Origin of the sequence: Mesorhizobium sp. Cs1321R2N1, assembly GCF_037179725.1 — a bacterium.
Taxonomy (GTDB): domain Bacteria; phylum Pseudomonadota; class Alphaproteobacteria; order Rhizobiales; family Rhizobiaceae; genus Mesorhizobium; species Mesorhizobium salmacidum.
In genome coordinates this window covers 1-26702 of record NZ_JAPYKP010000074.1, presented here as the reverse complement: position 1 = coordinate 26702, position 26702 = coordinate 1, and the positions used below count along the sequence as shown (strand labels likewise).

The 26702-nt window shown below is 62.8% G+C and carries 33 protein-coding genes; 14 read left to right on the top strand and 19 right to left on the bottom strand.

All coding sequences use genetic code 11. The features are described 5' to 3' along the window. Nucleotides 1–238 precede the first annotated feature (238 nt). Entirely contained in the window at nucleotides 239–1126 is an 888-nt protein-coding gene (ttcA, locus tag O7A61_RS19025; RefSeq protein WP_337131115.1) for a tRNA 2-thiocytidine(32) synthetase TtcA, read from the top strand. After that, nucleotides 1116–1943 (top strand): inositol monophosphatase family protein, encoded by an 828-nt coding sequence (locus O7A61_RS19020; protein ID WP_337131114.1) that lies wholly within the window; start codon nucleotides 1116–1118, stop codon nucleotides 1941–1943. The genes ttcA and O7A61_RS19020 overlap by 11 nt, the downstream gene beginning before the upstream one ends. 30 nt (nucleotides 1944–1973) lie before the next feature. Here O7A61_RS19020 and O7A61_RS19015 read toward each other — a convergent pair whose 3' ends face one another. The 5 genes from O7A61_RS19015 to purL all read right to left on the bottom strand — a co-directional run bounded on the left by O7A61_RS19015 (nucleotide 1974) and on the right by purL (nucleotide 7068). Beyond that, the gene (locus O7A61_RS19015; protein ID WP_337131113.1) at nucleotides 1974–3278 is read right to left on the bottom strand and encodes a multidrug effflux MFS transporter; all 1305 of its coding nucleotides are present in this window, start codon (nucleotides 3276–3278) and stop codon (nucleotides 1974–1976) included. A 144-nt stretch (nucleotides 3279–3422) separates the two neighbouring features. After that, on the bottom strand, nucleotides 3423–3758 hold the full coding sequence (gene grxD / locus O7A61_RS19010; protein WP_013895877.1) for a Grx4 family monothiol glutaredoxin: 336 nt from the start codon (nucleotides 3756–3758) through the stop codon (nucleotides 3423–3425). Nucleotides 3759–3909: 151 nt separating this feature from the next. Further along, nucleotides 3910–4143 (bottom strand): BolA/IbaG family iron-sulfur metabolism protein, encoded by a 234-nt coding sequence (locus tag O7A61_RS19005; protein ID WP_015318146.1) that lies wholly within the window; start codon nucleotides 4141–4143, stop codon nucleotides 3910–3912. Nucleotides 4144–4265: 122 nt separating this feature from the next. Next, nucleotides 4266–4829, bottom strand: coding sequence for a hypothetical protein (locus tag O7A61_RS19000; protein ID WP_337131112.1), 564 nt, complete (start codon nucleotides 4827–4829; stop codon nucleotides 4266–4268). A 7-nt stretch (nucleotides 4830–4836) separates the two neighbouring features. Next, nucleotides 4837–7068 (bottom strand): phosphoribosylformylglycinamidine synthase subunit PurL, encoded by a 2232-nt coding sequence (purL, locus tag O7A61_RS18995; protein ID WP_337131111.1) that lies wholly within the window; start codon nucleotides 7066–7068, stop codon nucleotides 4837–4839. Between the two features lie 248 nt (nucleotides 7069–7316). On the opposite strand from purL, the gene O7A61_RS18990 reads away from it, so the two are divergent. Continuing rightward, nucleotides 7317–7481, top strand: coding sequence for a hypothetical protein (locus tag O7A61_RS18990; protein ID WP_167531216.1), 165 nt, complete (start codon nucleotides 7317–7319; stop codon nucleotides 7479–7481). 77 nt (nucleotides 7482–7558) lie between these two features. On the opposite strand, the gene O7A61_RS18985 is transcribed toward O7A61_RS18990, so the two are convergent. After that, nucleotides 7559–8968 (bottom strand): aminotransferase-like domain-containing protein, encoded by a 1410-nt coding sequence (locus O7A61_RS18985; RefSeq protein ID WP_337131110.1) that lies wholly within the window; start codon nucleotides 8966–8968, stop codon nucleotides 7559–7561. A 92-nt stretch (nucleotides 8969–9060) separates the two neighbouring features. Here O7A61_RS18985 and O7A61_RS18980 point away from each other — a divergent pair, with 92 nt between their 5' ends. Continuing rightward, complete coding sequence (locus O7A61_RS18980) at nucleotides 9061–9312, top strand: DUF1127 domain-containing protein (protein WP_337131109.1); 252 nt, start codon at nucleotides 9061–9063, stop codon at nucleotides 9310–9312. A gap of 8 nt (nucleotides 9313–9320) precedes the next feature. On the opposite strand, the gene O7A61_RS18975 is transcribed toward O7A61_RS18980, so the two are convergent. The 7 genes from O7A61_RS18975 to purC all read right to left on the bottom strand — a co-directional run bounded on the left by O7A61_RS18975 (nucleotide 9321) and on the right by purC (nucleotide 13107). Next, complete coding sequence (locus O7A61_RS18975) at nucleotides 9321–9962, bottom strand: Pr6Pr family membrane protein (protein ID WP_337131108.1); 642 nt, start codon at nucleotides 9960–9962, stop codon at nucleotides 9321–9323. 7 nt (nucleotides 9963–9969) lie between these two features. Further along, the gene (locus O7A61_RS18970) at nucleotides 9970–10377 is read right to left on the bottom strand and encodes a hypothetical protein (RefSeq protein ID WP_337131107.1); all 408 of its coding nucleotides are present in this window, start codon (nucleotides 10375–10377) and stop codon (nucleotides 9970–9972) included. Next, entirely contained in the window at nucleotides 10374–11039 is a 666-nt protein-coding gene (locus O7A61_RS18965) for a glutathione S-transferase family protein (protein WP_337131106.1), read from the bottom strand. The genes O7A61_RS18970 and O7A61_RS18965 overlap by 4 nt, the downstream gene beginning before the upstream one ends. Nucleotides 11040–11103: 64 nt before the next feature. After that, the gene (purQ, locus tag O7A61_RS18960) at nucleotides 11104–11772 is read right to left on the bottom strand and encodes a phosphoribosylformylglycinamidine synthase subunit PurQ (RefSeq protein ID WP_337131105.1); all 669 of its coding nucleotides are present in this window, start codon (nucleotides 11770–11772) and stop codon (nucleotides 11104–11106) included. Beyond that, entirely contained in the window at nucleotides 11769–12008 is a 240-nt protein-coding gene (locus O7A61_RS18955) for a hypothetical protein (RefSeq protein ID WP_337131104.1), read from the bottom strand. The genes purQ and O7A61_RS18955 overlap by 4 nt, the downstream gene beginning before the upstream one ends. 18 nt (nucleotides 12009–12026) lie before the next feature. Then, nucleotides 12027–12269, bottom strand: a complete 243-nt coding sequence (gene purS, locus O7A61_RS18950; protein ID WP_337131116.1) for a phosphoribosylformylglycinamidine synthase subunit PurS — start codon at nucleotides 12267–12269, stop codon at nucleotides 12027–12029. Nucleotides 12270–12312: 43 nt separating this feature from the next. Beyond that, the gene (gene purC, locus O7A61_RS18945) at nucleotides 12313–13107 is read right to left on the bottom strand and encodes a phosphoribosylaminoimidazolesuccinocarboxamide synthase (RefSeq protein WP_013532127.1); all 795 of its coding nucleotides are present in this window, start codon (nucleotides 13105–13107) and stop codon (nucleotides 12313–12315) included. A 276-nt stretch (nucleotides 13108–13383) separates the two neighbouring features. Here purC and O7A61_RS18940 point away from each other — a divergent pair, with 276 nt between their 5' ends. Together O7A61_RS18940 and O7A61_RS18935 are read left to right on the top strand one after the other, a co-directional pair. Continuing rightward, nucleotides 13384–13704, top strand: coding sequence for a DUF1476 domain-containing protein (locus O7A61_RS18940; protein ID WP_337131103.1), 321 nt, complete (start codon nucleotides 13384–13386; stop codon nucleotides 13702–13704). A gap of 109 nt (nucleotides 13705–13813) precedes the next feature. Next, a complete protein-coding gene (locus tag O7A61_RS18935) occupies nucleotides 13814–14587 on the top strand; it encodes an HpcH/HpaI aldolase family protein (RefSeq protein ID WP_337131102.1) in 774 nt (257 codons plus the stop codon). Here the strand turns inward: O7A61_RS18935 and O7A61_RS18930 are convergent. From O7A61_RS18930 to O7A61_RS18920, 3 genes are all read right to left on the bottom strand, one after another. Continuing rightward, entirely contained in the window at nucleotides 14494–15291 is a 798-nt protein-coding gene (locus O7A61_RS18930) for an acyltransferase (RefSeq protein ID WP_337131101.1), read from the bottom strand. The two genes, O7A61_RS18935 and O7A61_RS18930, sit on opposite strands and share 94 nt — an antisense overlap. Before the next feature lie 16 nt (nucleotides 15292–15307). Then, nucleotides 15308–15721 carry a hypothetical protein gene (locus tag O7A61_RS18925; RefSeq protein ID WP_337131100.1) on the bottom strand — a complete coding sequence of 138 codons (414 nt, stop codon included), beginning with the start codon at nucleotides 15719–15721 and terminating at the stop codon, nucleotides 15308–15310. Nucleotides 15722–15960: 239 nt separating this feature from the next. Next, nucleotides 15961–16509 (bottom strand): RBBP9/YdeN family alpha/beta hydrolase, encoded by a 549-nt coding sequence (locus O7A61_RS18920; protein ID WP_027143685.1) that lies wholly within the window; start codon nucleotides 16507–16509, stop codon nucleotides 15961–15963. 245 nt (nucleotides 16510–16754) lie between these two features. Here O7A61_RS18920 and O7A61_RS18915 point away from each other — a divergent pair, with 245 nt between their 5' ends. Next, nucleotides 16755–17567, top strand: coding sequence for a VOC family protein (locus O7A61_RS18915; RefSeq protein ID WP_337131099.1), 813 nt, complete (start codon nucleotides 16755–16757; stop codon nucleotides 17565–17567). Nucleotides 17568–17810: 243 nt separating this feature from the next. Here O7A61_RS18915 and purB read toward each other — a convergent pair whose 3' ends face one another. After that, the gene (gene purB / locus O7A61_RS18910) at nucleotides 17811–19118 is read right to left on the bottom strand and encodes an adenylosuccinate lyase (protein ID WP_337131098.1); all 1308 of its coding nucleotides are present in this window, start codon (nucleotides 19116–19118) and stop codon (nucleotides 17811–17813) included. A gap of 263 nt (nucleotides 19119–19381) precedes the next feature. Between purB and O7A61_RS18905 the strand changes: the two genes are divergently transcribed. Then, a complete protein-coding gene (locus O7A61_RS18905; protein WP_337131097.1) occupies nucleotides 19382–19636 on the top strand; it encodes a DUF2171 domain-containing protein in 255 nt (84 codons plus the stop codon). Nucleotides 19637–19645: 9 nt separating this feature from the next. Here the strand turns inward: O7A61_RS18905 and O7A61_RS18900 are convergent, their stop codons facing one another. Beyond that, complete coding sequence (locus O7A61_RS18900) at nucleotides 19646–20671, bottom strand: P1 family peptidase (protein ID WP_337131096.1); 1026 nt, start codon at nucleotides 20669–20671, stop codon at nucleotides 19646–19648. Next, the gene (locus O7A61_RS18895) at nucleotides 20671–21744 is read right to left on the bottom strand and encodes a branched-chain amino acid ABC transporter substrate-binding protein (protein WP_337131095.1); all 1074 of its coding nucleotides are present in this window, start codon (nucleotides 21742–21744) and stop codon (nucleotides 20671–20673) included. The genes O7A61_RS18900 and O7A61_RS18895 overlap by 1 nt, the downstream gene beginning before the upstream one ends. A gap of 173 nt (nucleotides 21745–21917) precedes the next feature. On the opposite strand from O7A61_RS18895, the gene O7A61_RS18890 reads away from it, so the two are divergent. From O7A61_RS18890 to O7A61_RS18865, 6 genes are all read left to right on the top strand, one after another. Continuing rightward, nucleotides 21918–22445, top strand: a complete 528-nt coding sequence (locus tag O7A61_RS18890; protein WP_140506344.1) for a flavin reductase — start codon at nucleotides 21918–21920, stop codon at nucleotides 22443–22445. Continuing rightward, nucleotides 22442–23371, top strand: a complete 930-nt coding sequence (locus O7A61_RS18885; RefSeq protein WP_337131094.1) for an AAA family ATPase — start codon at nucleotides 22442–22444, stop codon at nucleotides 23369–23371. Before O7A61_RS18890 ends, O7A61_RS18885 begins: the two co-directional genes overlap by 4 nt. 5 nt (nucleotides 23372–23376) lie before the next feature. After that, a complete protein-coding gene (locus O7A61_RS18880; protein WP_337131093.1) occupies nucleotides 23377–24627 on the top strand; it encodes a vWA domain-containing protein in 1251 nt (416 codons plus the stop codon). Nucleotides 24628–24676: 49 nt separating this feature from the next. Next, nucleotides 24677–25015 (top strand): XdhC family protein, encoded by a 339-nt coding sequence (locus tag O7A61_RS18875; protein ID WP_337131092.1) that lies wholly within the window; start codon nucleotides 24677–24679, stop codon nucleotides 25013–25015. A gap of 6 nt (nucleotides 25016–25021) precedes the next feature. After that, nucleotides 25022–25726 carry an XdhC family protein gene (locus O7A61_RS18870; protein ID WP_337107042.1) on the top strand — a complete coding sequence of 235 codons (705 nt, stop codon included), beginning with the start codon at nucleotides 25022–25024 and terminating at the stop codon, nucleotides 25724–25726. After that, the coding region (locus O7A61_RS18865; protein WP_337131091.1) for a molybdopterin-binding protein at nucleotides 25723–26702 on the top strand (980 nt) is incomplete at its 3' end. The genes O7A61_RS18870 and O7A61_RS18865, both read left to right, overlap by 4 nt.

The following is a 26702-nucleotide window of genomic DNA, read 5'->3' as shown; positions in this document are numbered from 1 at the left end:
GATCAGCCGGAACAAGCTGATCCAACGTCACCATCTCGAGCGCGGTCTGTTCAGGGGCGGGTCGCTTCAACATGACCCAGTGAATCAAAAACCCCAGGCAAAAGCCAGGAGTTTGTCAGCAGTCTGAAGGCCGCCTTCGAGGCGGCCTTTTTTGTTTTCGGGCATCCGCTTTGCCGTTTCGATTTTCCGGCCGATGCGTTAATCCGGGCGGAAGTCACATTTCCGGGGCCGTCGCGCCATGAACATGCTGCCAGACATCGAAACGCTTGAACCGATCGCCGACGGTGGTTTCCATCCGCTGTTCGCCGATGTGCCGTCCTCGGTCGAGTTCAACAAGCTGCGCAAGCGGCTGCTGCGGCTGACCCGCCAGGCGATCGAGGATTTTTCGATGGTGAAGCCCGGCGAGCGCTGGCTGGTCGCGCTGTCGGGCGGCAAGGATTCCTACGGTCTGCTTGCCATGCTGCTTGATCTCAAATGGCGCGGGATGCTGCCGGTCGAGCTGCTGGCCTGCAACCTCGACCAGGGTCAGCCGAATTTCCCCAAGCACATCCTGCCCGACTATCTCGACGCCAACGGCATAGCCCACCGGATCGAATACCGGGACACCTACTCGGTCGTCACCGACAAGCTCCCGGAGGGCAGCACCTATTGCTCGCTCTGCTCGCGGCTGCGGCGCGGCCATCTCTACAGGATCGCCCGCGAGGAGGGCTGCTCGGCCCTGGTCCTCGGCCATCATCGCGAGGATATTCTCGAAACCTTCTTCATGAACCTGTTCCATGGCGGCCGGCTTGCCGCCATGCCGCCAAAACTGCTCAACGACGACGGCGACGTCATGGTGTTGCGGCCGCTGAGCTACTGCGCCGAGGTCGACCTGGAGAAATTCGCTGCCGCGATGCGGTTCCCGATCATCCCTTGCGATCTCTGCGGCAGCCAGGAAGGGCTGCAACGCAACGTCATGAAGGCGATGCTCGAGGACATTGAAAAGCGCATGCCTGGCCGCAAGGACACGATGATCCGCGCTCTGTCCAACACCAGGCCGTCGCATTTGCTCGACCGAAAACTGTTCGATTTCGCTGCCCTCAATGAAACCCTCGCGATCAGGCAAGACATTTCCGATGACATTTGACGATACCGCGATCGACTGGCTGGCCGGCATTCTGGCCGAGGCAGCCCAAGCCGAAATCATGCCGCGCTTTCGCCGATTGGGCGATGGCGATATCCGCCAGAAGACTTCCGCAGCCGACTTGGTGACGGAGGCGGATGTCAACGCCGAGCGGCTGATCACCGCCAGGCTGCGCGAGCGCTATCCCTCGGCCATGATGGTGGGCGAGGAGGCCTGCTCCGAAAATCCGGCGCTGCTCGATGGCTTGGGCGACGCCGAACTGGCATTCACCATCGATCCGGTGGACGGCACCTTCAATTTCGCATCCGGCGTACCGCTGTTCGGCGTCATGCTGGCGGTCGTGGTCAGGGGCGAGACGGTCGCGGGTATCATCCATGATCCGGTGGGCAAGGATTGGCTCATCGCCGCCAGGGGCGCCGGCAGCCATATCAGGCATGCCCATGGCACCCTGGAAAAAGTGCATGTGGCGGCACCCGTGCCGATCTCGCAGATGACCGGCGCGATCTCCTGGCAATATCTCGACGAACCGGAGCGCTCACGCCTTGCACGCAACCAGACCAAGGCACTGTCGCAGTTCGCTTATCGCTGCGCCGCGCACGAATATCGGCTGCTGGCGAGCGGGCACGCGCATTTTATCGTCTACAACAAGCTGATGCCCTGGGATCACCTGCCTGGCGTGCTGATCCATCAGGAAGCCGGCGGCCATGCCGCGCGCATCGACGGCAGCGCCTATCTGCCCTCGCATGTCGACGGCGGCCTGCTTGTCGCGCCGGACCAGGACAGCTGGCAGGAGCTGCGCCGCGAGTTGTGGGCGCGATAGGTTAAGTTCCACGTGGCGTCTGCGGCAGATCTAGTGCAGGTCGGTGACGTGCCCTGGGACGGGTGCGTTCTGCGGCTGGAACATCTTGCCGCGCTCGGCGATCAGGATCATCAGCAGCGCGGCAACCGAGACGCTGCAGAACCCGGCGGCCAGTGGCGTCACCGTGCCGTTGAAAGCCTGGCCGATCAGCGTGCCGAGAATGCCGCCGAGAAACGTCTGCATGAAACCCAGGATGGATGACGCCGTGCCGGCCAGTTGGCCAAGCGGCTCCATGGCCAACGCGTTGAAATTGGCGCCGAGGCAGCCAAACGGAAGCATGGCGCCGGCAAAGAAGGTGATGAACAGCCAGAGCGGCATCTTCGTTTCCAGTGAAACCACCAGCCAGGCCAGGCTGATCACCAGAAACAGCAGCAGCGCGCTTTGCGACAGGCGGCGCATGCCGACGCGGCCGACGAGGCGCGAGTTGAGATAATTGGAGAAGGCGAGCACGCCCGCGACACCGGCGAAGATGACGGGAAACATCTCGCCGACGTTGAAGACGTTGACATAGATCTGCTGCGCCGAGGCGATGAAGCCGAACATGGCGCCGAAGATGAACGTGCTGGCGAAGGCATAGCAGAGCGCGATGCGGTTGGTGAGCACGATGCGGAAGCCGCCGACAATGGAGGAGACCGTCAGTGCCCGGCGGTATTCGGGATGCAGCGTCTCGGGCAGGCGCAGCAGCGACCATGCCGACACGATCAGGGCGCCGACGGCCATGGTGACGAATATCCAATGCCAGGTCGCGAACAGCATGATGAACTGGCCGATACCCGGCGCCACGACCGGAATGGCCATGAACACCATGAAGATCAGCGACATGACTTCGGCCATACGCCGGCCATCGAACGTATCGCGCACGATCGAGACCGCGATGACGCGCGTGGCGGCCGCGCCGATGCCTTGCACGACACGACATAGCAAAAGTGTTTCAAAGCTGGGCGCGATCGCGGCCGCGGCGGCCGCCGCCACATAGATGATCAGGCCGGCGACAAGCGGCGAACGGCGTCCGAACCGGTCCGAGACCGGCCCGAAGAACAGTTGGCCACCGCCGAAACCCAGTATGTAGGCGGTGATCACATATTGCCGGTGGTTTTCATTCTCGACGCCGAGCGAGGCGCCAATCTGCTGCAGCGCCGGCAGCATGATGTCGATGGCCAGCGAATTGAGCGCCATCAGCGCCGCGCAGAGCGCGATGAACTCCCAGCGCGGAATGAGCAATTGGCTTGCCCCGGGCAAGGCGCTTGCCCCGGGCAAGGCGCTTGCCCCTTGCGGCGCTGATTTCTGCTGGTCCACGGCAAGTCCGATCTCTCAAACGAAAACGCGCCGGCGGGCCGGCGCATTGGCTCGTCCTGGTCCCGGGAGCCGGGATGTAAAAATTGCCGAGGTGAAGCTGCCCCGGTGCCCAAGGCATGTCGGTGTCGACATGCCTTGGCTGAATTAGGCGGCGCCTTTGACGCTGACGCCCTTCTCGACCAGGAAGGTCTGCAACTCGCCGGCCTGGAACATTTCGCGGATGATATCGCAGCCGCCGACGAATTCGCCCTTGACATAGAGCTGCGGGATCGTCGGCCAGTTGGAATAGTCCTTGATGCCCTGGCGCAGTTCGGCGGAGTCCAGGACGTTCACGCCTTTGTAGTCGGCGCCGATATAGTCGAGGATCTGGACGACCTGGCCGGAAAACCCGCATTGCGGAAAGCCGGGCGTGCCCTTCATGAAAAGGACGACGTCGTTGCCCTTCACTTCATTGTCGATGTAGTCGTTGATACCGCTCATGGAATATCCTTTCACGCCTGTGGGAGTCAGGCTCGAAGCATGTCTTTCAAATAAACCCATAGGTTGCCCGAAACAAGACTTTAGCCATGCCATCACCCGAATGGCGCAAAGAATGGGCCGTTTTGGGCCAAGCGTGCCGGATGGAAATGCCTCAGTCGGGAACGCTGGTCTGCAGCGCCAGCGCGTGCAGCACGCCGCCCATATTGCCCTTCAGCGCGTCATAGACCATCTGGTGCTGCTGAACGCGGCTCTTTCCCCGAAAGCTCTCGGCCACGACTTCGGCCGCGTAGTGGTCGCCATCGCCGGCGAGATCGCGGATCGTCACGCGGGCGTCCGGTATGCCGTCCTTGATCAGTTTTTCGATATCGTGGGCGTCCATTGCCATTGCAGAAATTCCTGTTTCGGGAGGGCGGCGGCGCGGCGGCCCATACGATGAGAGTCGGGCGAGCCTAAAGCCTTTCCAATCCGGATTGAAGCGGTTCCGTCCGGAGTTCGTTCTGTTGGTGTTCAGGAGATGGTTTCACCCGGCCCCTGCGCCGGCTCGTCCTCGCGCATCGAGAAGGCGCGGCCCAGACTGAAAACCAGCACGTAGAGCGGGGTGTTGACCGCCAGGTTGGCGATCGGCAGATAGCTGGTCATCCGCCAGGCGGGCGAGAAGAACGGCTGGCCGTAGCCATCGCAGACAAGCGAAGAGCCATACTCCCACAAGGCTCCCAAGACAGCCGAGACGGCGAAAAGCTTGACGCAGGTGATGATATGCCTAGCTCGCGTTGGCTCCGGCAGGAGCCGGTTCCAAAGCACCAGACACACAATCGGAACCGCATAGATGAGGTTCTGCAGGACCAGCATCGGAAGCGTATCGTTGGCCGCGGAGAGGAACTCGGCGCGTGTTTCCAGCCTGGGGCAAACCTCGCTCGACGTCGTCGACAGCAGGAAGAAGACGAACGGTCCAAGGCACCAGAAGAAGAACAGCGACGGCCAGAAGACGACTGCAAGCAGCGCCCGGACGGCCAGTTTCTTATGATTGAGCAGGATCTTTCCCGAAAACCGGTTTCCACTTTTCGGGATCATGCTCTCGTCAACTGGCCTGATCCATGAAGCGCGGGAACCAGCCTTCATGGGCGGCGGTCAGATCGCTGACCGGGACCTCCCTGGCATCGCCGAGCTTCAGTGCGTTGCCGCCCGTCGAGCCGATCCACGGCGCGAAGATGCCGAGTTCGCCCTGCTGCTTGCGAATAGCGTCCCATTCATCGCCATGCGGATCGATCGACAGCGTCAGGAGATACCGGCCCTGGTCTTCGCCAAACCAGACCGGGATCGGATCGGTACCGACCAGTCCGGGAACGGTCGCGCCGATGCCGGACGCCATCGCCATTTCGGCCAGCGCCACCGCGATGCCGCCGTCGGAGACGTCATGCGCCGCCGTGACGATACCGGACGCGATCAACGAGCGCACATGGTCGCCGACGCGCTTCTCGTGCCCGAGATCGACCGGCGGAGGCGGGCCATCGCTGCGGCCGTGGACATCGCGCATATACGCCGACTGGCCAAGATGCGTTCCCCAGGAAGCCGGCGCGCCCACCAGCAGGATCATCTGGCCTTCCGCGGCGAAACCGATCCGCGCCATCTTCGACCAGTCCGATATCAGGCCGACGCCGCCGATGGTCGGTGTCGGCAGGATGCCCTGGCCGTTGGTCTCGTTGTAGAGCGAGACGTTGCCCGACACGATCGGGAAACCGAGCGCCCGGCAGGCATCGCCAATGCCTTTCACCGCGCCGACCAGCTGGCCCATGATTTCTGGCCGTTCGGGATTGCCGAAATTAAGATTGTCGGTGGCGGCGAGCGGCAGCGCCCCCGTGGCGGTCAGGTTGCGCCAGCATTCGGCCACGGCCTGCTTGCCGCCCTCATAGGGATCGGCTTCGCAGTAGCGCGGCGTCACGTCGGAGGAGAAGGCCAGCGCCTTGGTCGGATGTCCCTCGACGCGCACCACGCCGGCATCGCCGCCCGGAAGCTGCAGCGAATTGCCCTGGATCAGCGTGTCGTATTGTTCCCACACCCAGCGACGCGAAGACAGGTCCGGTCCGCCAAGCAGCTTCAGCAGCGCATTGGCGAGGTCGGCTTGCGGGATATCGTTGGCGGCAAGCGGCGCCGGCTTCTTCGGCTCGACCCACGGGCGATCGTATTCCGGTGCTTTGTCGCCAAGGTCCTTGATCGGCAGGTCGGCGACCTCGTCGCCCTGGTGCCGCACGCGGAAGCGCAGATCGTCGGTGGTCTTGCCGACGATGGCAAAGTCGAGGCCCCATTTGTGGAAGATCGCCTCGGCTTCTTTTTCCTTTTCAGGGCGCAGCACCATCAGCATGCGCTCCTGGCTCTCCGACAGCATCATCTCGTAGGCGCTCATGCGCTCTTCGCGCACCGGCACCTTGTCGAGGTCGAGCTCGATGCCGAGGTCGCCCTTGGCGCCCATCTCGACCGCCGAGCAGGTGAGGCCGGCCGCACCCATGTCCTGGATGGCGATGACCGCGCCCGAGGCCATCAGTTCGAGAGAGGCCTCGAGCAGGCATTTTTCGGTGAAGGGATCGCCGACCTGCACGGTCGGGCGCTTCTCGTCGATCTTGTCGTCGAACTCGGCCGAGGCCATGGTGGCGCCGCCGACGCCGTCGCGGCCGGTCTTGGCGCCGAGATAGACGACCGGCAGGCCGACCCCCTTTGCCTCTGACAGGAAGATGGCGTCCGTCTTGGCAAGGCCCGCGGCAAAGGCATTGACGAGGATGTTGCCGTTGTAGCGCGCGTCGAAATTGACCTCGCCGCCGACCGTCGGCACACCGAAGGCATTGCCGTAGCCGCCGACGCCGGAAACCACTCCGGCGACGAGATGCCTGGTCTTGGGATGGTCGGGAGCACCGAAGCGCAGCGCGTTCATGGCCGCGATCGGCCGCGCGCCCATGGTGAAGACGTCGCGCAAGATGCCGCCGACGCCGGTCGCCGCACCCTGATAAGGCTCGATGAAGGACGGGTGGTTGTGGCTTTCCATCTTGAAGACGACGCAGTCGCCGTCACCGATGTCGACCACGCCGGCATTCTCGCCCGGGCCCTGGATGACCTGCGGACCGGTGGTCGGCAAGGTGCGCAGCCATTTCTTCGAGGATTTGTAGGAGCAGTGCTCGTTCCACATCGCCGAGAAGATGCCGAGTTCGGTAAAGCTCGGTTCACGTCCGACGAGGTCGAGAATGCGCTGATATTCATCGGGCTTCAGCCCATGCGCGGCGATGAGGTCCTGGGTGATCGGCACGGAATTGGAAATGGTCATGGGCGGCGATTTATGTCCATGGAGCAGGGATTTTTGAGTCTCCTCTTATCGCAAGCTTTGCGGCCGATACACCCGTCGGAGAAGGAAAAAGGCAGAAAGCAACAGGGTGATGCGCGCGATAAATCGTGGCAGGCCCTCCCTTGAGCCACGAAAGGCACCCCGACCAGCGATTGAAGCTGCCCCAAAAGCCAAATGGGGAACGCCATGATGTCCCAGCCGTTAGGTCCGATCACTCAGGAGACAGGACGATGGCTACCAAGCAAGGCAAGAACGACAATCGCCTCTCGGACAAGGAGGCTCTCCATATCGCGGAGACCACCGACGTTTCGCCCCGGCAAGCCAAGGAATTGGCTGAGAAGCACGGCAAGGACAAGGCCGAGAAGGAAGCCAAGAACTTCAAGGCCGAAGGCTGATCCGGTCCGGTTCTGACAAGTCTCGGTTTCGCGAAGGCGGCGTCTCGAGGCAAGCAGGGCGGGTGGCCGCGCATGGCTCAGGAAAAACTGTCGTAGCCTGCGCGGCCCTCGTCCAGCAGCCGCCTGATCACCGCGACGCCGCCGGCAATATCCTCGCGCCGCCTTGGCTGCGAAACGCCAAAGCGCACCCCATGGAAAACCCGCTCGGAGCGCCCCGCCTTGAACTCATCCTCATCGTCGATCAGTACGCCATGCTCCAGGCAGGCATTCTTGAATGTGCCGGAAAGCCAGGGATCGGGCAGGGTGAGCCAGACGAACGGCACTTTGTCGTGCGATTTGAATGAGAAGCCCGTCAAGCGTTCGCGCACTATGGCCATGCGGGCGCTGATCTCCGCGATGCTGCGCCTGCGGATTTCGCTGGCCTGACCGGAAAGCACCAGCCGGGAATTCACCTCCGCCAACAGGAATGGCATGCCGCCGGTCATCATCTTGTGGGCGACCCGGATGCGGTGGCGATAGGCGGGCGGGCAGGAGAGCCAGCCGCCACGCAGGCCGGCCGCGACCGATTTCGACAGACCACCGGCAATGATGGTGCGTTCAGGCGCAAATTCGGCAAGCAGTGGTGTCGGGTCGTCGGTCAGATGGCCGTAGAGGTCATCCTCGATCAGGATGACGTTGTATTCACGGGCGACACGCGCGATCGCCTCACGGCGCGCCGACGACAAGGTCACCAAAGTCGGATTCTGCGCCGTTGGCATCAGAAATATCATCTTGGGATGCTTTTGCGCGCAGACGCGTTCGAAATCCGCTGGATCAAGGCCTTCATCATCCGAGGCCACCAGCGCGGTGCGCCGGCCTATCAGTCCGGCGCTGCGGGAAATTTGCGAGTAGGTGAGGTGCTCGAAGGCGACATAGTCGCCGGGCGTGGTGAGGGCCGCGATCGCGGCCATCACCGCGGCATGAGTGCCGAGAGTGGGGACGATTGTATCGACCGCTGGCCGGAAGGCGTTCCGTGACAGCCACCGGGCGCCGGCTTCGTACCAGCGATCCGGGAAATCGCGCGTGTAGCTCGAAATCTCATGCGGATGGTCTTGCGCGGCGCGTGACAGGACGTCAGCAACAATGGCGCCCTGGCCGATGTCAGGGGCTGCCGTGCTGTCGAAGCGCAGCTTGTCCTTGGGGGCATCGGCATAACGCGTGCCTTCGACGCTGGTGTCGGGCTCCTCTGGCTTTGTAACGCCAATGTTCTCTCCCAGCACATAGGTCCCCCGTCCGACCTCGCCACTGACAAGACCGCGCTCACGCAGCAATTGGTAGGCCCGGCCGACCGTGCCGACCGTGGCGCTGATGTCGTAGGCGAGGTCGCGCTGTGGCGGCAGCTTTGCCCCCGCACCGATCACCCCCCGGTCGATATCCGCCTCGATGGCGTCTGCGAGGCGCTGATACAGCGGACCTGAACCCGTGAGATCTGGCACCCAATTTGTCATGGTGACAATTTTCTATATTGCACCGCTTCGGGAGTCAATACATATCAATAGCGCGCTAAAAAGGGTGCAATTGATATTACGGCAGAAAGAAAATGGATACAATCGGAACATTCCGCCACTCCAGAACCGAATTGATCTGCCGGCCTGCTCCCCCGTCCGGGCAGCGCGGCTTCGCCGGCCGACTTGTGCAAGTGGTCAGATCGCTGGCGAAATGGATCGACCATCTGCTGGAGCGCCGGCGCGGCCGGCTGGCACTGCTGGAGATGACCGACGATCAACTCAAGGATATCGGCATCTCGCGCTGCGACGCTCACCGCGAGGGCATTAAGCCGCTCTGGGAATAGGGACCGGTCTATCGGGTGCCTTTGCTCCTGAGGCGCCCAATACCGTGATCGACGAAAACGGCGACGACGCATATCGCCACGAACAGCGCGGTGATGGCGAGCGCCGCTATAGTGACGCTCTCAACGCCATTCCTGGCGATATCGAGGAAGGGGTAGGGCACCTCGCCCGCCAGCGGCGCCCGCGCCAGCGCATAGGCCAGATAGGCGATGGGATAGACAACCCACCAGGAAATATCGCTCCATCTCGTTTTGCCCTCGGCGCCTGACGTCAGCCACCACAGCACGAACAGCACCGGCGTCACGTAGTGCAGCAGGACGTCGCAAAGCAGGAACAGGCCCTGTGGCTGCCAGAGCCGCGCCAGCACGGTGGCATAGACAATGAAGACCAGGGTGATCGAAACCGCGACGCCCGCGCGCATCCGGGATCCGGCAAAGGCCGGCAGCCACGCATGGCCGTTGGATGACAACAGCGAGGTGTGGACCAGCACGGCGCCAATGTTGGTCAGGATGGTGAAGAAGCTGAAATAGAACACGATCGAGCCAAATAGGCCGCGGCCCGCTTCCACCGACGCTGGAATGGTGATCGAGAACTGCAGGGCAAGCGCAATCAGGCCAACAACCAATCCCGCGATCTGCAGGAACCGGCCCATGGCTGGCTCAGGCGGTGGCTGCGCAGGCCGGATTGCCCGCCTGCCAGCGCGCGACATCCGAGCTGATGCGTGCGCCAAGCGGGTCGTTCATCAACGGTCCGAAGACGTCGACATGGCTTGAATTCCCCTGCGCCTGCACGACCAACAGCGGTTTGCCGCCATAGTGCTTGGCCGGCACCAGCAGGAAGCGCGGCTGGCCGCTGAACGAGTTCAGCTCATTGGCCATCTGATATTGCTTGAAAGCCGGGTCCTTGCTGGCGATCCAGCATTTGTGGGCCGATATCGCCACTTGTTCCATGGCGAGCAGTGCGGCACTTTTGCCCGACGGCACGGGCGTGCTCTTGGGGCTCGACTGGCACGATGCCAACGCAAACCCCGCCGCGGCGATCAGGGCGATCGTCCTGTTCTTGATCAAGCGGCACCCATTTCGAGTTCGGATAGAGACATCTTCAGGCCGTCGGTCATCTCGCCCCACACCCTGGACAATGCGGGGTGCTGCGAGGCGATCTGCTCATAGGCATCGAATTTAGGATAGGCGTCGAGCAGGTCATGGCGGCCTGTCATGGCGCGGAAATTGTTGAGGATGAACCGCGTCGGTGTCAGCCAGGCATCGGCGAAACTGATGTCGCTCCCGAGCGCGAAGGGGCCCTGCGCCATGCGTGCCTCGATGGCCGCCAGCCCATGGTGGAGACGGGCGAATTGGACGTCGATCTCGGCGGTGTTGCGCTTCGGCGCGAAATGCAGCTCGAAAAGCTTCATCGTCGGCGTCAGCACATCGAGATCGGTGATGCGGGCGAACATGCGCACCAGCGCGCGGTCCTTCGAATCGGGCGGCAACAGCGCCGGTTCGGGAAACCGCTCCTCAAGATATTCGGCGATGACCACCGATTCGACGATCGTTTCGCCCGAGCCGGTGATCAGAACCGGAATCCGGTTCATCGGCGAGATGGCGCGAAACTCTTCGGGGATCGGAAAACCCGGTGGCGGCGCGATGATCTTGAGCGGCACGTCCTTGATATAGGCCAGTGCCCGCACGATCGAAGAGTAGGGCGACAACGGCCGCGAATAGAGCTTCATGACCGTCTCTCCCTCACGCTATGATTTTGAATTACCGCAATTCTTAAGGTTGCGGTTGTAAACTTCAAGCGGCAATGCCCAGGGCGCCTTCGAACAGCGCCCTTCCGTCATTGCCGCCATGCGCTGCTTCTATCAGGTTCTCGGGATGCGGCATCAGGCCAAGCACATTGCCTTGTTCATTGACGATGCCGGCAATGTCGTTGATCGAGCCGTTCGGATTGGTGCCTTCGGCATAGCGGAACACCACCTGGCCTTCGCCTTCGAGACGGGCAAGCGTGTCGGCGTCGGCAAAGTAATTGCCGTCATGATGCGCCACCGGCGAGCGGATGAGCTGGCCCGGCTGGTAGCGGCGGGTGAACATGGTGTTGGCGTTGGCGATCTCGAGCTTGACCTGCCGGCAGACGAATTTCAGCGAGGTGTTGCGCATGAGCGCACCGGGCAGCAGTCCCGCCTCGACCAGGATCTGGAAACCGTTGCAGACGCCGATGACCATGACGCCCTTGGCGGCCTTTTCGGCGACCGCCCGCATCACCGGCATGCGCGCGGCGATGGCGCCGCAGCGCAGATAGTCGCCGAAGGAGAAGCCGCCGGGGATGGCGATCAAGTCGACATCGGGGATTTCTGTCTCGGTCTGCCAGACGGTTGCCGGCGCCTGTCCAGAAATCTTGGTCAGCGCCGCAATCATGTCGCGGTCGCGATTGAGGCCAGGCAGGAGGACGACAGCTGATTTCATTTTGGTTCGTAAGGCCTCTGAGCTTCGGCAAGTTCGCGCGGGTCGAGACGGCGTTCTATGCGTTCAAATCGATCATCCTGGCGGGCGAGAATGCCATAGATGTCACTTTGCGTTGCCACCACATGACCCCGCATAACACTCAATTCCCGTTTCGTCACATCCTGACGAAGTTCACCAATTTCGTGATGCACGCATTTCAGCAGCTCGAACATCAACTCATTCGTGACTTCCGGCATACTGCCTCCGACACAACCTCAGGTGAGCGTCACACTATAATTCTCGATCACCGTATTCGCCAGCAGCTTGTCGCACATGGCCTTGAGGTCGGCTTCGGCCTTGGACTTGTCGCTTTCCGCCAGTTCGACGTCGAACACCTTGCCTTGCCGCACCGCGCCGACGCCATCGAAGCCCAGCCCTGACAGTGCGTGTTCGATTGCCTTGCCTTGCGGGTCCAGAACGCCGTTCTTGAGGGTGACGGTAATGCGGGCCTTGATCACGCTGGACATGCTCCTGTTCTGAATGTTGGGGCGCAAGCCGCAATCAGTGCGGCTTGCCTTTGAGACCGTCGGTCGAGGCGACAAGCACCGGACCTGTGGGACGCGGCGGCTCGTTCTCGTTCATGATGCCGAGGCGGCGGGCGACTTCCTGATAGGCCTCCACGAGGCCGCCCATGTCGCGGCGGAAACGGTCCTTGTCGAGCTTGTCCTGCGTTGCCACGTCCCACAGGCGGCAGGAGTCTGGCGAAATCTCGTCGGCCACGACGATGCGCATCATGTCGCCCTCGAACAGGCGGCCGCACTCGATCTTGAAGTCGACCAGCTGGATGCCGACGCCCATGAACAGGCCGGAGAGGAAATCGTTGACGCGGATGGCGAGGGCCATGACGTCGTCGATCTCCTGTGGGCTTGCCCAGCCGAACGCCGTGATGTGCTCTTCCGAAACCATCGGATCGTCGAGCGCGTCGGCCTTGTAGTAGAATTCGATGATCGAGCGCGGCAAAACGGTGCCTTCCTCGATGCCGAGGCGCTTGGACAGCGAACCGGCGGCGACATTGCGCACCACCACTTCGAGCGGGATGATCTCGACTTCCTTGATCAGCTGCTCGCGCATGTTGAGCCGGCGGATGAAGTGGGTCGGAATGCCCATGCGGTTCAAATGATTGAATATGTATTCGGAAATGCGGTTGTTGAGCACGCCCTTGCCGTCGATGACCTCGTGTTTCTTCTTGTTGAACGCGGTTGCGTCGTCCTTGAAGAACTGGATCAGGGTGCCCGGCTCGGGTCCCTCATAGAGGATCTTGGCCTTGCCTTCATAAATGCGGCGGCGATTTTTCATTTGAATTTTTCTCTGGATTTGCGGGCAGGCGGTAAGCGACCACTTCCTGTCCGTCCGCCTGAATTAATGCGGCGACGGTGACGTTCAATGCCGGGTCTATCCCAATCACACCGTTTGCTCAATCGGCAAATCCTTCCAATCAACCGCTTTCGGGACTGAAATGCCGCAGCGCAGCATATGACGAAGCATATTGACCGGCCCGCGACCTTTTGGTTTGTGCTTCGGCAACACACATATTCACCTGCCAACGAATCGGATTTGACCCGGAGGGACGCCATGAGCAGCATGAAAGACCGCGAAGAGGGCTTCGAGCGCAAATTTGCATTCGACGAGGAGCTTCGGTTCAAGGCTTCGGCGCGGCGCAACAAGGCGCTTGGTCTGTGGGCCGCCGAAAAGCTCGGAAAATCTGGAGCTGCCGCCGACGCCTACGCCAAGGAGGTCGTTGTTTCCGACATCGAGGAAGCCGGCGACCATGACGTGTTCCGCAAGATCCGCAAGGATTTCGACGCAGCGGGCGTCGAGCAGTCCGATCACCAGATCCGCCGTACCATGGATGAACTGATGGCGCAGGCGATCGAGCAGATCAGGAACACCTGATCCGGCCTCTTACTGGACCAATCGACCGCCCGGCCGATCCGGGCGGTTTTTCTTTGCCTTGCGGCGGTTTCCGGCTGAAACTGCCGACGCTAACAAGGAAAGAGATTAGATGTCCCTGAAGTCCCGTCTCGCCGCCGATGAAACGCTGGTCACCGCCTGGTCGGGCGTGCCGGACGCCCTGACCGTGGAGATCCTGGCCAGGCAGGACTTCGATGCTGTCACACTCGACATGCAGCATGGCGGCCATCACGACGACAGCGTCCTGCGCGGCCTGGCACCGGTGCTGGCCCTGGGCAAGCCGGCGCTGGTGCGCATACCCGTTGGCCGTTTCGACATGGCCAGCCGTGCCCTCGATTTTGGCGCCGACGCGGTCATTGCGCCGATGGTCAACTCGGTGGCCGATGCAAAGCTGTTCGCCGCGGCCATGAAATATCCCCCGCTCGGCGAACGCTCGTGGGGGCCGACCTATGCCTTCCCCCGCCATGGCAAGGGCGACTATGCCGAATGGCTGCGCGATACCAATCAGCGCACCATGGCTTTTGCGATGGTCGAGACTCGCGCCGCGCTCGATGCGCTCGACGGCATCCTCGACACGCCGGGCATCGACGGCATTTTCCTCGGACCATCCGATTTCTCGATCGCCTGGACCAACGGCGCCGCCGTCAACTCCACGCTGGAAAGCATGATGGAGACAGTGGCCTCGGTTGCCGAGCGCACCCGCAAGGCCGGCAAGCATGCGGCGATCTACGTCGTCGAACCGGCGATCGCCGGCCGCGTCGTATCGATGGGCTACCGCCTGCTGGCCACCGGATCCGAACACGCGCTGATTTCGCTGGGAGCCAAGACGCTGCTCAAGGGCATGCGGGACTCGATCGGATCCTGAATCCGAACCGGCGGACAGCAGTCGCAAGAGGCGTGGTCAAGCAGTCGCTGCCGCGGGCGCCCTGCGACTGGGCCGCTGCGTCTGAATTTGTTGAACAGAGCGCCGAGCGCCTGGACCCACCAATTGTTGAAGGCCATCAGCGGCAACGCCGTGAGGACTGAACCCAGTATGGCGGCAGCGGCCGCGAGCGCGGTGGAGCCGCTGGCCAGGACGACCCATGACCCGAGTGAACAGATGATCGGCACGTGCACGAGGTAAAGCGGGAAGGACAGATCGCCCAGAAAACGTGCCGCCTTGCGCGATAACCATGACGGCGGGTTCTCCACACTGAGCGTGGCATAGACCAACATGATGCTTGCCGGGATGGCGACGCAGGCTTGCCGCAAGCCTGCATCGGAAACCGCAATCTCAAGTATGGCGAACGGGCGGTATACCCCCACGGCACTCCCAGCATAACCCAGCAACAGAAGGGAGCCCGCCACCATCGCACCTCTCGCCCATGGATTAGGGCGAAATTCCATGGCCAGAAGAGGATAGAGCACAAGGCCGGCCGGAAAGGCGCAAAAATAGAAACTGACTTGCAACGACAAGAACACGCCTATTGCCACGCCGAACCAGGGCAGCAGCGCCGAGCGGGCCTGAAGGAAAAAGATGATCGGCGCAAGGGCGAAGATCAGCATGCTCCCCCAGAACTCGACCACCATGGTCCACAAGCTGCTGTCATAATATTGATCGCCGAAAATGAATGTCCGCCAGGTACCTTGCAGGAGCGGCGAAACTCGCGGTCTCGCGCGAAAGCGTCCTTGAAGCGTTGCCGAATGTGCTCAGCCACTCAGATCGCGTCACGGCGGCCGCATCCTCGAAGAAATACAGATCGAGCTTGAAGACAAGGCAGGACGTCAGGACCGTCACAAGCACCGGTCCAGCCAGCCGTGGCAGGCGCTTGACCGCACCCAGCAGCAGATCTTCTGCTTTTCGGGTCTGAAAATAGCGCTTCACCAGCACATAGGAAGACAGAACGAAAAACAGGTAGACGGCGGAGACGCCGTTGAACGCGACGAAAACCGGACTGATTCTCAGCGATTGCGCGGCCATGTTTCCGGCGCCATTCATCGAAGGGGCAAAAGCAGCCAAGCAATGCCCACTCAAAACAACAAAGGCCGCGACACCTCTCAAGAATTCGAGTGAAGCATCCTTCCGCAAGCCACTGGCCTTTGTCTTCAGGCGAACTACCGTCGATTCAGTCCGCGCAATATTCTTGAGGAACAGATTTCGCCGTATCGGACGAGTTAAGGCGAGCCATCTTAAATTATTGTTTATTCAAGCCTGAATTTTGATTTGAAGCGGCTTGAAGACAGTCCTTGGCAGAGATGTCAAAGGTCCGTCAGAAATTTGGCAAAAGTCATCGAGCCCTCTGGCCAGGGGCCGAAGCCTGAATCCTCGCTGAGATGACCGGTCTCGCCGGCGTCGATGAACAGCGAGCCCCAGGCGCCGGCGATGTCCTCGGCGACATCGAAGGGACAAAAGGGATCGTTGCGGCTGGCGATCAAGATGGATGGAAACGGCAGCGGCTCGCGCGGATAGGGGCCGAAGGTCATCAGATGCCTTGGCTTGATCTTGGGGTTGGCGACGTCGGGCGGTGCCACGAAGAAGGCGCCGGCGACCGGCTTCCGGAATTGCGGAATGGCCTGTACGGCCGCGGCCACTCCCAGTGAGTGAGCGACGAGAACGACAGGTCTCTGCGCCTCGTTGACCGCTTTGGCCACGCTCGCCGTCCAGTCCTCGCGCACCGGCTTAGACCACTCCGCCTGTTCCACGCGACGCGCCGTCGACAGCTTCGATTGCCACCGGGTCTGCCAATGCTCGGGTCCGGAATTGGTATATCCGGGAATGATCAGAATATCTGCGTCCTTGACTTTCATGGCGCTGAGATAGCGAGCGCGACTGTCCGATGCAACCGTTGATGGATGCGCTCACGCTCGCAATGGTGAACACCATGTTCGCTTTTTGCGGCCTTGTGTGAACGATGGCGATCGACGATCTCTGTCGGGAAAGAAACAGCCGTGGAGGGACCGGGATTTTGGCGCTGACACGACGAACAATGATCGGCGGCGCAGGGCTCCTGGCTTTGGGAACTTCGCGAAGCGTCGCCGCAACGGAGACAATGATGAGCGAACTGCCATTTGCCGCCACCACGCCGGTGAGCGTCGCCCGGGTCGGGCTGAAGGCGCGTGATGCCGAAAGCCTCGCGGCCTATTATCGCCGGGTTGTCGGCCTGCAGGAACTGAGCCGTGCCGATGGCGCGATCACCCTGGGCGCAGCCGACCGTCCGCTGCTGGTGCTTGAACCGGACGTATCCGCCAAGCCGGACGATCCGCGCAGTGCCGGCCTCTTCCATACGGCATTCCTCTTGCCCAGCCGCGCCGATCTCGGCCGCTGGATCAACCACGCCATCGCAGACAAGATCGCCATCGAGGGCGCTTCGGACCATCTGGTCAGCGAAGCGCTGTACCTGACCGATCCCGAGGGCAACGGCATCGAGATCTATGCCGACCGCTGCCCGCAGGATTGGAAATGGAATGGCGACAGGATCGCCATGGCGACCGAGCGGATGAACATTCCTTCTGTCGTTGCCGAAGTGCCGGCCGGCGATGCGGGCTGGCAGGGCGCGCCGGAAAACAGCATTGTCGGCCATGTCCACCTGCGCGTCGGCAGGCCGGAAGAGGCGGAAGCCTGGTGGAACCGGGAATTCGGGTTCGACACGGTGGCCAAATATGGTGGCCAGGCGGTGTTCCTGTCTTCAGGCCACTACCACCACCACATCGGCGCCAATGCCTGGCAGAGCGCCGGCGCCGGCCGCCGCGACCCGTCCCGCTCCGGCCTTGCCTGGGTCGAGATGCGGTCGGACAATGTGAGCAGCGAAACGACCCGTGAGGACCCCTGGGGCACGGTGATCAGGACCGTGCCGGGGAGGGCTTGAAGTCGGAAGTTTCCGCCCAAGCTGGAGCACCCCTCATCCGACCGAGCTTCGCTCGGCCACCTTCTCCACAAGGGGAGAAGGCAAAACGCTGCACTTAGGCCTCGGCTAGTCGCAGGTGTCCACGTTTGGCGCCGACGCTGCACACCTTCCCTTCTCGTCTTGTGGGAGAAGGTGGATTGGCGCGTAGCGCCAAGATGGATGAGGGGTGTTCCAGCTTGGCGGCTGCGTTTCACCAGATCCGCTTCACGCCTCTCCAAACACCCGCTTGAAAATCGTGTCGACGTGCTTGGTGTGGTAGCCCAGGTCGAATTTCTCGCGGATTTGAGCCTCCGGCAGCGCTGCGGTCACTTCCTTGTCGGCCAGAAGTTCCTCAAGGAAATCAGCGCCTTGTTCCCATACTTTCATGGCGTTGCGTTGCACCAGCCGGTAGGAGTCCTCGCGTGACAGGCCGGCCTGCGTCAGCGCCAGCATCACGCGCTGGGAATGCACCAGGCCGCGGAACTTGTTCATGTTGTTCAGCATGTTCTCGGGATAGACGACAAGCTTGTCGATGACGCTGGTCAGGCGTGACAGCGCGAAATCGAGCGTCACCGTGGCGTCCGGGCCGATCATGCGCTCGACCGAGGAGTGCGAGATGTCGCGTTCGTGCCAGAGCGCCACGTTCTCCATCGCCGGCAACGCCATGGAGCGCACCATGCGGGCAAGGCCGGTCAGGTTTTCGGTCAGCACCGGATTGCGCTTGTGCGGCATCGCCGACGAGCCTTTCTGGCCCGGCGAAAAATACTCTTCCGCTTCCAGCACTTCGGTGCGTTGCAGATGCCGCACCTCGATCGCCAGCCGCTCGATGGACGAGGCGATGACGCCGAGCGTGGCGAAGAACATGGCGTGGCGGTCGCGCGGGATCACTTGCGTCGACACCGGCTCCGGCTTCAGCCCGAGCTTTTGGGCCACATGTTCCTCGACATAGGGCTCGATGTTGGCGAAGGTGCCGACCGCCCCTGAAATCGCACAGGTGGCAATGTCTTCGCGCGCGTGCACCAGCCGATCGCGGCAGCGCGAAAATTCGGCGTAGGCCTGCGCCAGCTTGATGCCGAAGGTGGTCGGCTCGGCATGGATGCCGTGGCTGCGGCCGATGGTGACGGTGTCCTTGTGCTCGAAGGCGCGACGCTTGAGCGCGGCAAGCAACGTATCGATGTCGGCCAGCAGGATGTCGCTGGCACGGGTGAGTTGCACCGCAAAGCAGGTGTCGAGCACGTCCGAGGACGTCATGCCCTGATGGATGAAGCGCGCGTCGGGCCCGACGAATTCGGCAAGATGGGTGAGAAAGGCGATGACATCATGCTTGGTGACGCGCTCGATGGCGTCGATCTTCTCGGCGTTGAATTCCGCCGCGCTTCCCTTTTCCCAGATGGTTTTGGCCGCTTCCTTGGGGATGACGCCCAGTTCGGCCAGCGCGTCGCAGGCATGGGCCTCGATTTCGAACCAGATGCGAAACCGGGTTTCGGGCGACCAGATGGCGACCATTTCCGGCCGGGAGTAGCGAGGGATCATATGGATCGATTTCCAGCTTCGCGTTGCGTTGGTCGCGTCCTAACAGAGGCGGGCAAAATGCTCAACGTTGCTGCAGAGGCTGGTCGAGCGGAAATAGTGCCGGATTCCACAGGCGAGTGAAGGCGAGCGCAGGGACCTGGAGATTGGACGCGGTTGACCGCCCAATCAAAACGCCGTGCGGGCCAAAGCCGATGCATCCAATCCGCTCGTCATTTGTTATTGTCGGCAATCCCAATGGCAACCACCCCAATGGAGAACCTGACATGACCGACACCAGCAAAATTCGTGAGCACATGGAAGTCCTCGGCGCCGATGGCGTGCATATCGGCACCGTCGACAAGGTCGATGGCCAGCGCATCAAGCTGACCAAGGCCGACAGCGGCGAGGGCGCTCACAAGGGCCATCACCATTATATTTCCCTGGCCCTGGTTGCCGAGGTCGATGGCAAGAAGGTGTGGTTGTCCGCGAATTCGGATGTCGCGGTGACGTTCGAGGAAGAAAAATCCGATCCGGTTTGATCGAAGGCTTTAGCCCAGGCGCGACGACCAGACAGGAAACAGATCGTTGCCCGCTGGCGTCGCGGCAAACACACCACGGCTGATGGCGCGCGCCATGGTGGCGCCTGCCGCGGCATAGAGGTCGACCGCTGCGTCGGCGGTCAGTTCGACCCCGCTCCTGCCGGTGGCCAGCGCGAACACCAGGTCCCCGTCGGCCGGCGTGTGCGTCGGCCAGATGGCGCGCACGAAGCCGTCATGCGCCGAAATCGCCAGGCGTTTCGCGGCGGCCTTGGTGAGGACCGCGTCTGTCGCGATGATGGCGATGGTCGTGTTGCCGCCGCTTTCCATCTGCCGCCCGTGATCCTTGTCGCGGTACTTCAGCAAGATCCGCTTTGCGTCGTCGGGCATGGGCGAGGGAAAACCGAGCCCGCCGAATTCATCGCCGATTTCGAAGGGCGCCGCCCAGAAATGGCGGGTGCGGCCGACGGTGACCGATCCGGTTGGGTTGACGGCGGCCAGCGCGCCGATGGTGACGCCATTGTCCAGCAACGTCGAGGCGGAACCCAGGCCACCCTTCAGCCCCGACGTCAGTGCACCGGTACCGGCGCCGGCCGTGCCAAGTTGGAAATCGACGGCGGCTGCCTGTACCGACTCGTAGCCGAGGTCGCGATAGGGCGGATAGCGGCCCCAGTCCTTGTCGCCGCCATTTCGCAGGTCGAACAGGATCGCCGCCGGAACGATCGGCACCCGGAAGCCGCCCACCTCGAAGCCGATGCCGCGTTCGCGCAGCGCGGCCTGCACGCCCGATGCAGCATCGAGGCCGAAAGCCGAGCCGCCCGACAGCACGACCGCATGGATTGTCTCCATGGAATTGTGCGGTTCCAGCAGATCCGTCTCGCGGGTCCCAGGCGCGCCGCCAAGGATTTGCACACCCGCCACCGCCGGCTCGTCGCAAAGGACGGTCGTGACGCCGGACTTAAGCCTGGCATCGGAAGCATTGCCGACGCGCAGGCCGGCAACGTCTGATATGAGGTTGCGCGGACCGGTGCGGAACATCAGTTGTTTTCCAAGGGCACGAAGCGGGTGCCGTCGAAGCGGAAGACACGGTAGGGGCTCTGGTTGAGGTCGCCCTTGGCGTCGAAGCGGACTGGTCCGATCGCCGTGGTGAAATCATGCCCGGTGAGCGCATCGGTCAGTGGTTTGCCGGACTTTGCGGCGTCCGCCGTCGCCGCCTTGGCGATCTCGACCGCCGCATAGGCCGGCAAGGTGTAGCCATCCGGCACGATCTTTTGCGCGGAGAAGCTCTCCAGCACTTTAGGGTCCGCGACATCGGCCCATTCGGGCGGCGCGATCATCAGCGTGCCCGTTGCATAAGGCACGTCGCCGGGCGGCGTGCGCAGGTTTTCGCCGCCGGCGAGGACGATGCCCGTCTGGAGCTGGGCGGCATCGCGCCCCATGATGGCGATGTCGTCGCCGTCGCCGCCGGCAAAAACATGCGTGGCGCCGGCCTTTTTCAGCCGCCCCACCAGGCCGATCTGGTTGTCGAGCTGCGGCCGGAACGTGTCGACGAAGACCGGTTTCAGCGCTGCCTGCTCGGCCGCCGCGCGAAACGTCTCGGCGATCTCGCGGCCATAGATGGTGCCGTCATCGATGATGGCGAACAGTTCGTCACGCCACAGCCGGGTGAGGTTAGAGGCGACAGCGTTGCGCTCATCGTCGCCGCGTGGTCCCAAGCGATATACCGGCCAGCCGGTCTTGGCGCGGCGGTCGGTCAGGCTTTCGGTTCGCACGCCGATGGTGATGACCGGGATGTTGGCGTCCTTCAGGACAGGCATCGCCGCTTCGATAGCCTCCGTGCAGAGGAAGCCGATCACGACATTGACCTTGGCTGCCACGAACTCGCTGGCCGCCGCGGCGCCGCCGTTGCCGGTGCAGGCGTCATCCACGGTCTTGAACTGGATGCCGTTCGCCTCTGCCGCCAGCCGGGCGCCGGCCTCGATCTGCTTGCCGAGGATGGCCGATGGTCCCGACAGGGGCGCGGCGACGCCGACCGTGAGCGTCTGGGCGCCGGCGGCGCCGGTCAGCAACAGCCAGGCCAGTGCGATGGATATCGTTCCCCCGGATCGCATCCTGCCGAACCGTCCCTCCAAGCCCGCGCGCGGGCGCCAATTCCCGCCAAGACCTAAAGGCTGTCCGGCCTTGGTGCAACACGCGAATTCCGGATATGGGCCAAGCACTTCGCTTGTGGCATGTGATGTCTGGCCATATATAACAGTTCAGGTTTTGGCTGTGGAAATCTCCAGTGCTGAAGATAAACGATATTGGACCGCAGGCCTATCGCGACGCGATGAGCCATTTTGCCGGTCACGTCCATGTGGTGACCACCGACGGACCCGCCGGCAAGCGTGGCGCGACGGTGATCGCGGCTTGTTCCGTGTCGGACACGCCGCCGACCATCCTGGTCTGCCTCAACCGTGAAAACCCCAAAAACGAGCCGTTCGTGAAGAACGGCAGGTTTGCCTTGAACACGCTGGCTTCGCACCAGGAGCCGCTGTCGATTGGATTCTCGGGTATGACTGGGTTGCCGGTCGAAGAGCGTTTCGCGCTTGGCGAATGGGACGTGATTTCCACCGGCGCGCCGACGCTGAAGGGTGCGCTCGCCGTTTTCGATTGCGAGTTGATCGACACCAAGGACCTCGCCACCCATCGTGTGCTTTTTGGCAAGGTGACAGGCCTTCGCATGGGCGATAATTTGCGGCCGCTGATCTACCACGCGCGCGGCTACCACGTCCTGGAAAGTGGGGCGGCCGCACCCACGGAGAAAGAATGAGCGACTTGAAACCGCGCCCCGTGCCGCGGACGATCGACGAGACGCTCGATCTCCTGACCGGCGCGGACTATGTCGCGGACCGGTCGCTGGCAACGGTGCTATTCCTGTCTCTGCGCATGAAACGACCGCTTTTCCTCGAGGGCGAGGCCGGCGTCGGCAAGACCGAGATCGCCAAGGTGTTGGCCGAGGCGCTTGGCCGCCGACTGATCCGACTGCAGTGCTATGAGGGGCTGGACGTCTCCTCGGCCGTCTATGAATGGAATTACGCCGCGCAGATGATAGAAATCCGCATGGAGGAGGCTGCCGGCAAGGTCGAGCGCTCCGCCATGGAGCGGAACGTCTTCTCCGAAAAATACTTGATCCGCCGGCCGGTGCTCGATGCACTGACCGGCAAGACGGGCGCGGCCCCGGTCTTCCTGATCGACGAGCTCGACCGCACCGACGAAGCGTTCGAAGCCTTCCTGCTCGAAATCCTCTCCGACTTCCAGGTGACGGTGCCTGAACTCGGCACGATCAAGGCGGAAGAGCCGCCGATCGTCCTCATCACCACCAATCGCACGCGCGAGATCCACGACGCGCTGAAGCGGCGCTGCCTCTATCACTGGGTCGACTATCCCAATGCGGAACGCGAGCTGGAGATCGTGCGCCGCAAGGTGCCTCGGGCCAACCAGCGGCTTTCGGCCGAAGTGGTCTCCTTCATCCAGAAGCTGCGCCAGATCGAACTGTTCAAGGTACCTGGCGTCGCCGAAACCATCGACTGGGCCGGTGCGCTGACCGAACTCGACAAGGTGGCGCTCGATCCGGAGACCGTGTCCGACACGATCGGCGTGCTGCTGAAATACCAGGACGACATTGCCCGCATCGGTGCGGGTGAGGGCCGGCGCATCCTCGACGAGGTCAAGGCCGAGCTCGCGGCGGCGGAGTAGGGGGAATGAAGGCTTCGCGTCCCGACCCCAGAGAGGCGACCGAGGACGGGCGGATCGCCGACAACATCGTCTATTTCGCCCGCACCTTGCGCAAGGCCGGCATGCGGGTCGGGCCGGCCTCGGTCAAGGACGCGATCGAGGCGGTGCTCGTCGCCGGCATCGGCTCGCGCGATGATTTTTACTGGACGCTGCACGCCGTTCTGGTGTCCAGGCACGAGGATCACCCGACCTTCGACGAAGCCTTCAGGCTGTTCTGGAAATCGCGCGAACTGATCGAGAAGCTGCTGGCGATGTTTTCGCCGGTAGCGCCTGACGTCAGGCAGAAGCAGAAGCCGCGCGCGGCCGAAAACCGCGTCAGCCAGGCGATGTTCGAGGGCCACCAGAAAAAGCAATCACCGCAGGAAGTTCCTGAGATCGAAGTCGACGCCCGCTTCACCTTTTCCGGCAACGAGGTGTTGCGGGGCAAGGATTTCGCGCAGATGAACGCCGCCGAGATGGCGGACGCCAGGAAGGCTATCGCCGAGCTGCGATTGCCTTTCGACATGGTGCGGACCAGGCGCTTCAAGGCCGATGCACACGGCCGCCGCATCGATCCACGCGCCATGATGCGCTCGGCGGCGCGCACCGGCGGTGAATTGATCCTGCCGAAATTCCGCTCGGTCCGCGAAACCCACCCGCCGCTGGTGGTACTGGCCGATATTTCCGGGTCGATGAGCCAGTACACGCGCATCTTCCTGCATTTCCTGCATGCGCTGACGGAAAAGCGCCGGCGCGTGCACACTTTCGTCTTTGGCACGCGGCTGACCAATTTGACTCGGCAGATGCGCCACCGCGATCCCGATGCCGCCCTTGCCGATTGCTCGGCGGCGGTCAAGGACTGGTCGGGCGGCACGCGCATCGGCGATACGCTGGCCGAGTTCAACCTTGTATGGTCGCGGCGCGTGCTGGCACAGGGCGCGGTGGTGCTTTTGATCACCGACGGGCTGGAGCGCGACGACGTCATGGGCTTGTCGGAAGAGATGGAGCGGCTGCACAAATCCTGCCGGCGGCTGATATGGCTCAATCCGTTGTTGCGCTTCGATGGTTTTCAGGCGCGCGCCCGAGGCGTCAAGGCGATGCTGCCGCATGTCGACGAATTCCGCTCGGTGCACAATCTCGAAGCGCTCGCCGATCTCTGCGCCTCGCTCGACAAGAAATCGGCGCTTTCGGTCGATCCGCGGCGGTGGATGGGTGCTGGCGCGAGGCACGCCGCATAGCCATATGTTTCCTGGTTCCCTGGAAAAACAGACCCTGAGAGAAGCAACGATGAGCGACAGCATTTATCTCGATGAGGTCCGCGACCCGCTGATCATCGCGGAAACCTGGATGAAGGACGGCAAGGATGTGGCAATCGCGACCGTGGTCGAGACCTGGGGTTCGGCGCCACGCCCGGTCGGCAGCCACCTTGTCATCGATGCCAGTGGCAATTTCCACGGGTCCGTTTCGGGTGGGTGCGTCGAGGGCGCCGTCGTGACCGAGGCGGTCGACGTCATCGGCTCCGGCAAGGCCAGGATGCTGGAGTTCGGTGTCGCCGATGAGACGGCCTGGCAGGTGGGCCTGTCCTGTGGCGGCCGTATCAAGGTTTATGTTGAGCGATTGGGCTGACCTCGGATGGATCCCTACGCGCTGAAGACGCTCAATGCCGAACGACGCGCCCGCCGCGCGGCGATCCTCGTCACCGATCTCGGTGATGGTCGCGATCGTATCGTGCGGGAGGGCGATCAGGTCGCTGGCGATCTCGGAGCGGCGATCGCCAAGGCGTTTCGATCCGGCAATTCCGGCTCCGTCGAGGCGGAAGGTCGGACATTTTTTCTCAATGCGCATCTGCCGCAGCCGCGCATGGTGGTGATCGGCGCCGTCCATATCAGCCAGGCGCTCGCGCCGATGGCCCGGATCGCTGGCTATCCCCTGGAGATCATCGATCCGCGCACCGCCTTCGCCACATCGGACCGGTTTCCCGACGTCGCCTTGCATGCCGACTGGCCGCAGGATGTGCTGGAGCGCCAGCCGCTCGACAGTTACACCGCGCTCGCCGCTGTCACCCATGACCCGAAGATCGATGATTTCGCGCTGAAGGCGGCACTCGACGCCAACTGCTTCTATGTCGGGGCCCTCGGCAGCCGCAAGACGCATGCCAAGCGCGTCGAGCGCCTGCTGGCGTTGGGCGCGAGTGCCGACCAGATCGCGCGTATCCACGCGCCGATCGGGCTGGATATCGGGGCGGCAACCCCCGCCGAGATTGCCGTCGCCATTCTCGCGCAGACCATCCTTGCCTTCCGCTCGCGCGGTCTCGATGTGAAGGGCGCGGCGGCGTGAAATTTGGTCCGATACCGATCGAGGCCGCCGAGGGGGCGGTGCTGGCGCATGCCACCACCGCCGGCGAAAAACGGTTTCGCAAGGCGCACAGGCTGAGCGCCGAAGATGTCTCCATACTCAAAGGGGCGGGTATCCTGCAGGTTGTCGCGGCCGTGCTGGCTCCTGACGATCTCGGCGAGGACGCCGCGGCTCAAAGAATTGCGCAGAGCATGACCTTTGGCGGCATCGAGGCGAAGCCCGCCGCCACAGGTCGCGTCAATCTCCACGCCAAGGCGGCTGGTATCTTCACGGTCAACGCCGCTGTCATCGACGCCATCAATGCCGTCGATCCCACCATCACCATCGCCACGCTGGCCCGGCACGCGCCGGTCGAAAAGGGCCAGATGGTCGCGACGGTGAAGATCATTCCCTTCGCGGTCTCTTCCGCGTTGGTCGACGCCGTGGTGAAAATCTGCGCCGGCGTCGAAATTTTTGCCGTCAACGCCTATCAGCCGGTGCGTGTCGGTGTCATCCAGACGGTGCTGCCGGGCACCAAACCAACTGTGCTCGACAAGACGTTGCGCGTCACCGAAGCCCGGCTGGCGCGCTCGGGCGGCAGGCTGACAGCGGAGCGCCGCACGCCGCATGAGATCGGCCCTGTCGCCGAGGCCGCCATCGCGCTTGCGCGCGACAACGACATGGTGGTGATCTTCGGGGCTTCAGCCATGAGCGACTTCGCCGACGTCGTTCCGGCGGCGATCGAGAGGGCCGGGGGGATTGTTGTCCGCGCGGGCATGCCTGTCGATCCCGGCAATCTGCTGGTGCTCGGCACAGTCGGCGGCAAGCGCGTCATCGGCGCGCCTGGCTGCGCGCGCAGCCCCAAGGAAAACGGCTTCGACTGGGTGCTCGACCGGTTAATTGCCGGCCTCGATGTCACCGCGCGCGACATCGCCGGCATGGGCGTCGGCGGCCTGCTGATGGAGATACCGACGCGGCC

Coding starts and splice junctions, on each gene's coding strand:
- O7A61_RS18895 (WP_337131095.1), bottom strand. CDS start 21,744: ATGCGATCCGGGGGAACGATATCCATCGCACTGGCCTGGCTGTTGCTG.
- O7A61_RS19005 (WP_015318146.1), bottom strand. CDS start 4,143: ATGGCAATGGACGCCCACGATATCGAAAAACTGATCAAGGACGGCATA.
- purC (WP_013532127.1), bottom strand. CDS start 13,107: ATGAAAAATCGCCGCCGCATTTATGAAGGCAAGGCCAAGATCCTCTAT.
- O7A61_RS19000 (WP_337131112.1), bottom strand. CDS start 4,829: ATGATCCCGAAAAGTGGAAACCGGTTTTCGGGAAAGATCCTGCTCAAT.
- O7A61_RS18980 (WP_337131109.1), top strand. CDS start 9,061: ATGGATACAATCGGAACATTCCGCCACTCCAGAACCGAATTGATCTGC.
- purQ (WP_337131105.1), bottom strand. CDS start 11,772: ATGAAATCAGCTGTCGTCCTCCTGCCTGGCCTCAATCGCGACCGCGAC.
- purB (WP_337131098.1), bottom strand. CDS start 19,118: ATGATCCCTCGCTACTCCCGGCCGGAAATGGTCGCCATCTGGTCGCCC.
- O7A61_RS19020 (WP_337131114.1), top strand. CDS start 1,116: ATGACATTTGACGATACCGCGATCGACTGGCTGGCCGGCATTCTGGCC.
- O7A61_RS18990 (WP_167531216.1), top strand. CDS start 7,317: ATGGCTACCAAGCAAGGCAAGAACGACAATCGCCTCTCGGACAAGGAG.
- O7A61_RS18965 (WP_337131106.1), bottom strand. CDS start 11,039: ATGAAGCTCTATTCGCGGCCGTTGTCGCCCTACTCTTCGATCGTGCGG.
- O7A61_RS18930 (WP_337131101.1), bottom strand. CDS start 15,291: ATGGTGGTCGAGTTCTGGGGGAGCATGCTGATCTTCGCCCTTGCGCCG.
- O7A61_RS18940 (WP_337131103.1), top strand. CDS start 13,384: ATGAGCAGCATGAAAGACCGCGAAGAGGGCTTCGAGCGCAAATTTGCA.
- O7A61_RS18870 (WP_337107042.1), top strand. CDS start 25,022: ATGGATCCCTACGCGCTGAAGACGCTCAATGCCGAACGACGCGCCCGC.
- grxD (WP_013895877.1), bottom strand. CDS start 3,758: ATGAGCGGTATCAACGACTACATCGACAATGAAGTGAAGGGCAACGAC.
- O7A61_RS18975 (WP_337131108.1), bottom strand. CDS start 9,962: ATGGGCCGGTTCCTGCAGATCGCGGGATTGGTTGTTGGCCTGATTGCG.
- purL (WP_337131111.1), bottom strand. CDS start 7,068: ATGACCATTTCCAATTCCGTGCCGATCACCCAGGACCTCATCGCCGCG.
- O7A61_RS18985 (WP_337131110.1), bottom strand. CDS start 8,968: ATGACAAATTGGGTGCCAGATCTCACGGGTTCAGGTCCGCTGTATCAG.
- ttcA (WP_337131115.1), top strand. CDS start 239: ATGAACATGCTGCCAGACATCGAAACGCTTGAACCGATCGCCGACGGT.
- O7A61_RS18880 (WP_337131093.1), top strand. CDS start 23,377: ATGAAGGCTTCGCGTCCCGACCCCAGAGAGGCGACCGAGGACGGGCGG.
- O7A61_RS18915 (WP_337131099.1), top strand. CDS start 16,755: ATGAGCGAACTGCCATTTGCCGCCACCACGCCGGTGAGCGTCGCCCGG.
- O7A61_RS18885 (WP_337131094.1), top strand. CDS start 22,442: ATGAGCGACTTGAAACCGCGCCCCGTGCCGCGGACGATCGACGAGACG.
- O7A61_RS18920 (WP_027143685.1), bottom strand. CDS start 16,509: ATGAAAGTCAAGGACGCAGATATTCTGATCATTCCCGGATATACCAAT.
- O7A61_RS18905 (WP_337131097.1), top strand. CDS start 19,382: ATGACCGACACCAGCAAAATTCGTGAGCACATGGAAGTCCTCGGCGCC.
- O7A61_RS18955 (WP_337131104.1), bottom strand. CDS start 12,008: ATGCCGGAAGTCACGAATGAGTTGATGTTCGAGCTGCTGAAATGCGTG.
- O7A61_RS18875 (WP_337131092.1), top strand. CDS start 24,677: ATGAGCGACAGCATTTATCTCGATGAGGTCCGCGACCCGCTGATCATC.
- O7A61_RS18900 (WP_337131096.1), bottom strand. CDS start 20,671: ATGTTCCGCACCGGTCCGCGCAACCTCATATCAGACGTTGCCGGCCTG.
- O7A61_RS18935 (WP_337131102.1), top strand. CDS start 13,814: ATGTCCCTGAAGTCCCGTCTCGCCGCCGATGAAACGCTGGTCACCGCC.